Source organism: Bacteroidales bacterium (genome assembly GCA_013141385.1).
In the GTDB taxonomy this organism is placed as follows: domain Bacteria; phylum Bacteroidota; class Bacteroidia; order Bacteroidales; family Tenuifilaceae; genus UBA8529.
Genome location: JABFRB010000022.1, coordinates 239,891 through 246,041 on the forward strand (window position 1 = coordinate 239,891; position 6,151 = coordinate 246,041).

A 6,151-nucleotide genomic window follows, 5' to 3' on the forward strand; every position below is an offset into this window, starting at 1 on the left:
TTATCTAATTACCTTGTTTAATGCTGCTATTAGTTTAGCGGGAACAAATGGTTTAATTATCCAACCAGTTGCTCCGGCATCCTTTGCTTCCATTTTACGAGATGTTTGTGATTCGGTAGTGAGAAATAGTATTGGAATACGCTGGTATGTAGGCATCTTCCTAACCTCCTTAATAAGTTCTATACCATCCATTTCTGGCATATGTAAATCTGTTATTATAAGATCAATAGATTTACCATCAAGGTACTTTAGAGCATCTTTGCCATCAACTGCTACTAGTACATTATAACCTTCGTTTTCAAGTGTAAAACTGACAACTTCACGAATGCTTTCTGAGTCATCAACTATTAGGATTGTTCTGGCCATAATTCAGTGATATTGTTATTTTTTAATATTCAATAAATCAGCAAACCCGCTATGTTCCAAAAGGGTTATATGCTCATCGGAAAGCGAAAAATTGAATGATACTTCTTTTGACTTTCGCTCAATAGTCCACTTAAAAGAGTGAAGAAGCTGCAACGCTCCCAGATCAATATTTTCCACATCTTTAATTATAATATTAAATAAATGATATTTGTCCAAATTCTGTATCATTAAATATTTAATACTTGGTAATTCATCAAGTGTTAAGGTTCCTGTAAGTAATATGGTCGCCTTCTTTTTTCCATCCTCGGTGGATGGGGTAACCTCATAAGGTATTTTTTCTATTTTTTTCATATTTTGTGCAAATTAAAAAAGCTCTACCTCATCAGAACTCCTTTTTGAGTTTTTATTCTCAATATCAGGATCATCTATATTTAATTCATTATCTTCCCTAGATATAACGGTGTTATGTATCATGTGCTCAGTTTCCATGGTATACAAACTCTTAATTGAATTAAGAGTTTCATCCCTTTTTGACTTATCAAAATCGACACCTATTAGCTTTTGATAAATTTCCTTAAGCTCAGCTATAATTTTTGAAATTGTTTTTTCAAACAAATCGTAGTAACGAATTTGCTTGATAGATTCTTTTATCTCCGAAATTGTACTATTACTATGTTTGATGTTCTCGTTAAGGAGTTGACTTATTCTACTACTTTTTATTTGAAGTTGACTTAATATCGAATTAATGCTTTCGGTAGCATTATTAATAGTCTGGTTTTCCCCAATTGATTCTATAAATAGTTTAACTTCAACAGTAAGCTCATTCTCATTTACTAAAATTTGAGACATTATCATTTGTATCGTATTTTCGAATAAATTTATATCCTCGAAAACGCCCTTTATCTGAGAAATAGTCTCCTTTAATTTGTCATAGCCCTCAACTTCAGGAGAAAAATGAGATATTATATCTTCAGTAACCTTATTAAGCCTATTACCTGAATCGGTTAAACCATTAATGCATTTTGCAGTTTGTGATAGAAGCGAGTTAAGGTTTCCAATTTGAAATAACTGATCCTTATTTGTCTCGATAAAATATGAAAAAACTTGCTCAGAATTAGATAACCTTTGAAGTATTCTTGTTAGGTAAATTTCATCGGAGCTATCGGTTGTATTATTCAATCGCTTACAGATATCAGTAATGCTAAACATCTCATTACCTATCTCAAGAAAACTTTCTGTTATCTTCTCAATTGCAAGCTGATACTCTTTATTAGCTTTTACAAGAATTGCAGCCTGTAAGCCAGAAATATCCTTTATTTTTTGGTAAAGCTGTGATTGGTTTATTGTTTTGGCAGTGCTCTCTTTTTGAAGTAGATCAAATTCCTTGAGGATACCTTTATGACTCTGTTGTATATGTTCAATCTTTTGCCTGATTATGTCTTGATATTGTAAATTTGTGATAATATCAGCAATATATTCCGAGTTTCTATCCGTTTTTGTAGTTAGTTCAGGAATTTGATGCTTTACTTCTTCGTGTTTTTCTGCAAAGAAAACTATTGCATAGTGAATATTATTTAAAATTGATTCTAAATCAATGGCTTTACTTATCAATACAGATTCAAACCCCCTAATAGTGGTAATAATTTCTGTTTCTAAACCAAAAATGAGTTTTTCACAATCAATACATCTCTCATGATAATCATCAATAATCAAATTATTTTCTTGGATGATGTTGATCCATTTTTTTTCAATTTGGGTCGAAAACTTGGTATCGTTGAAGGTTAAATTCGCTAGTAAGAATTTTAATGTCGAAAGGTTTTGCTTAAGGTTTTTGATTGGAATGAAAAATTGATCGAGTAATGATTGTATATTCTTAAGGTTTTTGGTGCTTCTATTAAGATGAAGACTAAATTGGCTTTGAATTTTACTCAAATCTTTATAAAGCGATTGAAGTTCTAAAAATAGATTTCTGTTACTTATTTCTGATAAAGATTTGAAAATTTCATGGGCATTATCAGAAATTCCTTTAGACTGATTATAAAAATTTTTAAAATTAGAATTCAGACCCAAAAAATCATCCGATGAACATTTATGAAGATCAATAATCTGCTCATCAATAGTCATTATTATTGATGAGATTTCCTTAATAACCAAATCATTTAACAATATTGAATTTTTTTTACTCATTATTTTGCACTAAAAAAATATTAGTGGTTATGGAAAATACTCTACTTATTTGATAAAACTAATTGTAAGCTCAAGTTCTCTATAATAAATATTCCTTAAACTTGGAAAGGAATATAGGAATGTCAATTGGCTTTGCAAAAAAATCAACAGCACCCAACCTCCTACATATTTCAACATTTTCTTTGGTACTCACTGCAGATACAACCACTACAGGTATTTCCGATGTAGAAAGGTTAGATTTTAATTTTTCTAAGATTTCAAAACCACTTACTTGAGGCATAAGTAAATCAAGAAGGATAAGATCGGGTTTTTTACGTTCAATAATTGCAAAAGCTTCTTTTGCACTTAAAGCAACATCTGTACTATAACCTTCTTCTTGAAGAATTGCTTCGAGTAAAACAAGGTTTGTTGTAGAGTCATCTACAATTAGTATTGAAGTTAAATTATTTTTATCCATTATTTTTTTATTAACTGAATATCTTATGTTCAAATTATTCTTTCAAATATTAAAAACCATAGTATAAAACAACCTTTCCTAATAAATAGAAATTTAAAATCGTGTTGTTTCGCTTAAAAGATATGGTAAACATTTAACCCCAAATTTATAATCCTTTTAATTACTTAAGAAACCTTTATAGTGATATTCCTTTTATTAATAAATGATTTAGATCATCGCATAAAATTATAATAAAATTTAAATTAGAATCATGTTATTTCTTACTTTTACAAAAAACCATTTAAGAAAATGGAAACTCCAATTATAAGTACTAATGAAAATTTTAGTTTTGCCCCATTAAGTTCCTTATTAAAGAGCTCTGAAAAAGATTCACTCAATTTGAATACAAATTTAGTTGAATATTCAAAGCGTGACACAATTATAAAGCAGAGTGCTAGATCTTCCCATATAATTTATATTAATAAAGGGTTAATTAAAATATCCAAAGAATTAAGGAAAGGGAAAAGTTTGATTCTAAATATAATAGGACCTAATAATTTCGTAGGAATCAGCTCTGTTTTTGGAAGCGACACTTATAATTTTTCGGTAACAGCAATTGAACCAACGGTTGTTTCTTTTATTGATACAGTTTTTTTTAAGGATATTATTGTTAAAAATGGAGCAATAGGGCTTGAGCTTATTTCTCAAATAAGCCGAAACAACATTGATATGACGGATAAATTATCTAGTTTACTTTACAAACAGCTGCCTGGAAGGGTTGCTGATATAATTATTTATTTTTCGGAAGATATCTATAAAAATGAAACATTTACTTTTCCCTTAACTAGACAGGAACTTGCTGAACTAGCTGGTACAACTAAAGAGAGCATTATCAGAACTTTATCTGAGTTTAAACATGATAAAATTATTGATATTGAAAGAAATATTGTTTCGGTTTTGAGTCCTAAGATTATTCATACTCTTAGTCGGCTTGGATAATTATGATTACTAATATCTCAATATTAAAATGGATTATCGAATTTTAGTTGTGGATGATATTTATATCAATAGATTATTGTTAAAAGAAATCGTAAAAAAAATTTGTACATATTGTTTTGAGGCTCAAAATGGTAAGGAAGCTATTGATATTTTAGTTCGTGAAGATATTGATGTTGTACTTATGGATATTGAAATGCCAGTGATGAACGGAATAGAAACTACAAAATACATCAGAGAATCTCTATCTCCACCTAAAAAACACACCCCTATAATAGCCCTTACCGCACATAACCCCAACAACTTTTTTACCGATTTTCACAATGTTGGCTTTAATCAATTACTAACTAAACCATACTCAATAGACTCTCTATTTGAATGCATTAAAAGTGTTTGCAATAAAAAATAAACCACCTCCTTCAAAGGGAGTGCTATTCTTTTATCTGAAATTCCATCTTTACCTAACTTTTATTCATCTTGAAACCTTTAGAACTTCCAAGATTTTAAACAAACTTCTGATATCCACTTCAAAGATACCTGCATTAATCTTGATTTATAGCTTAAAAAGGGTGAACCCTTTCTAATTTTATAATATTAACTTACTTGATTTTCAAATTAAAAACAAAATTGCTCCCATCAAAAAATGTTTGTATTTTTGGATAAAATAGGATAAACTACTTCGACATGAATAGCAAGGAGTTAACCGAATTAATTCGTCAAAACACTAGAATAATTCTTCCAGAATTTGGAGCTTTTCTAGTAAAAGATAATGGCGAAAAGGAATTTAATCCCAATAATGTCTCATTTAGCCCATTCCTAAGATACAATGATGGGATGCTTGAAGTATTCATTGCAAAAAGTAAAGGGATAAGCAAAGAAGAGGCTTCAAAAGATGTTCGTGATTTTATTGAAACAATAAAAAACGAGTTACTTGAAAAAGGGGTATTCCCGATTGAAGGGCTTGGGTTACTTAAACGCGATCAAAGAGGTAGTCTATCGTTTACACTATTGCTTCCCAATGAAATAAAAACTCAATCAGAGGTTTCAACTACTGAGAAACCAGTTTCTAAGAAAAAAAAACAGAACGAGAACGTTGAACCAATAGAAACTTTTGATGATAAAAAAGATGTTTGGCTAGAAAAGGATAACCCAATTGTTGACAATGAAGTATCAGAAATAAAGTCTCTTAAAACGGCAGTATCTAAAGCGCAGGTTGAAAAGTTAACCGTATCCAAAAAAAACACCAAATCAACAAAAATAACTGATGGTACAGAGCAAGTGCCTACTTCTGAAATAGTTAATAACACATATGTTGAGACAAAAATAGAATTAGAAAAAGAAGTAGCACTCTCACCTGAACCATTACTTTCACAAGAAACAGAATTAACTGAAAAGGTAATTGAGATTAATGAAATAAAAGACAAAAAGGTTGAAAATGAGAAGATTGTTGACCCCAATGAACCAATTATTGAAAAAAAGAAGAAAATGGGATTTAAAAGATTTATTTACACAGGGATTGCAATTGCCGTAATAGTTTTACTGGTTTTGTTAATAAAAAACTACTACTTAGCCCCAGATGTAGAATCATTAAATGACAGCTTATCAACAATCAGAACTCCTGAAAAAGACATTACTAGAATAGATGCCAAAGAAAAAATTGAGAACCCTAAAGACGATATTGATAAAACTTTCAATGAGTTAGAATCCGACAAGCAAAAAAAGCAGATTAAGACAAAAGAGCAAATCAAAAAAGAAGAATCACAAGAAGAGGCTATTAAAAATGCAGTGATCAAAAATAATCAAAACAATGCAATCGCAGGAATTAAATACCATATCATTGCCGGAAGTTTTAAGAGCCGTAAACTCGCAGATAAGTATTTAAGTGAATTGAAAAAATCGGGCTATAAACCAACGATTGTAATTCAACCCTCTGGTATGAATGCGGTGACAATAGGCTCATACTCAACTCGAGGTGAAGCTGAAAAAGAAATGAAAAAACATAAAGAAAAACTCACAAATCTCTGGATATTAAAAAAATAAATTGAGGTGTTTATTTAAATACTATTATTAGATTTGCATTCTAACCATAGAACGCATGAAGTTTACAGGGGAAAACATAATAGAATTTTCAGGCAGGTTTAAAGACGACTTTTCGTGCTTGGAGTA

General features: G+C 30.1%; 7 protein-coding genes. 3 read left to right on the top strand and 4 right to left on the bottom strand.

The features are described 5' to 3' along the window. The 4 genes from HOO91_14565 to HOO91_14580 all read right to left on the bottom strand — a co-directional run bounded on the left by HOO91_14565 (window position 1) and on the right by HOO91_14580 (window position 3,010). Window positions 1-366, bottom strand: coding sequence for a response regulator (locus HOO91_14565; GenBank protein ID NOU18776.1), 366 nt, complete (start codon window positions 364-366; stop codon window positions 1-3). 15 nt (window positions 367-381) lie between these two features. Continuing rightward, window positions 382-717 carry a hypothetical protein gene (locus HOO91_14570; GenBank protein NOU18777.1) on the bottom strand — a complete coding sequence of 112 codons (336 nt, stop codon included), beginning with the start codon at window positions 715-717 and terminating at the stop codon, window positions 382-384. Window positions 718-729: 12 nt separating this feature from the next. Further along, window positions 730-2,553: a hypothetical protein gene (locus tag HOO91_14575; protein NOU18778.1), complete on the bottom strand. Its 1,824-nt coding sequence runs from the start codon at window positions 2,551-2,553 to the stop codon at window positions 730-732. A 79-nt stretch (window positions 2,554-2,632) separates the two neighbouring features. Further along, window positions 2,633-3,010, bottom strand: a complete 378-nt coding sequence (locus tag HOO91_14580; GenBank protein NOU18779.1) for a response regulator — start codon at window positions 3,008-3,010, stop codon at window positions 2,633-2,635. Between the two features lie 288 nt (window positions 3,011-3,298). On the opposite strand from HOO91_14580, the gene HOO91_14585 reads away from it, so the two are divergent. The 3 genes from HOO91_14585 (at window position 3,299) to HOO91_14595 (ending at window position 6,025) form a co-directional block, all read left to right on the top strand. Continuing rightward, window positions 3,299-3,988 carry a Crp/Fnr family transcriptional regulator gene (locus HOO91_14585; protein NOU18780.1) on the top strand — a complete coding sequence of 230 codons (690 nt, stop codon included), beginning with the start codon at window positions 3,299-3,301 and terminating at the stop codon, window positions 3,986-3,988. 28 nt (window positions 3,989-4,016) lie between these two features. Further along, entirely contained in the window at window positions 4,017-4,394 is a 378-nt protein-coding gene (locus HOO91_14590) for a response regulator (protein ID NOU18781.1), read from the top strand. Between the two features lie 275 nt (window positions 4,395-4,669). Beyond that, window positions 4,670-6,025, top strand: coding sequence for a hypothetical protein (locus HOO91_14595; protein NOU18782.1), 1,356 nt, complete (start codon window positions 4,670-4,672; stop codon window positions 6,023-6,025). Window positions 6,026-6,151 lie beyond the last annotated feature (126 nt).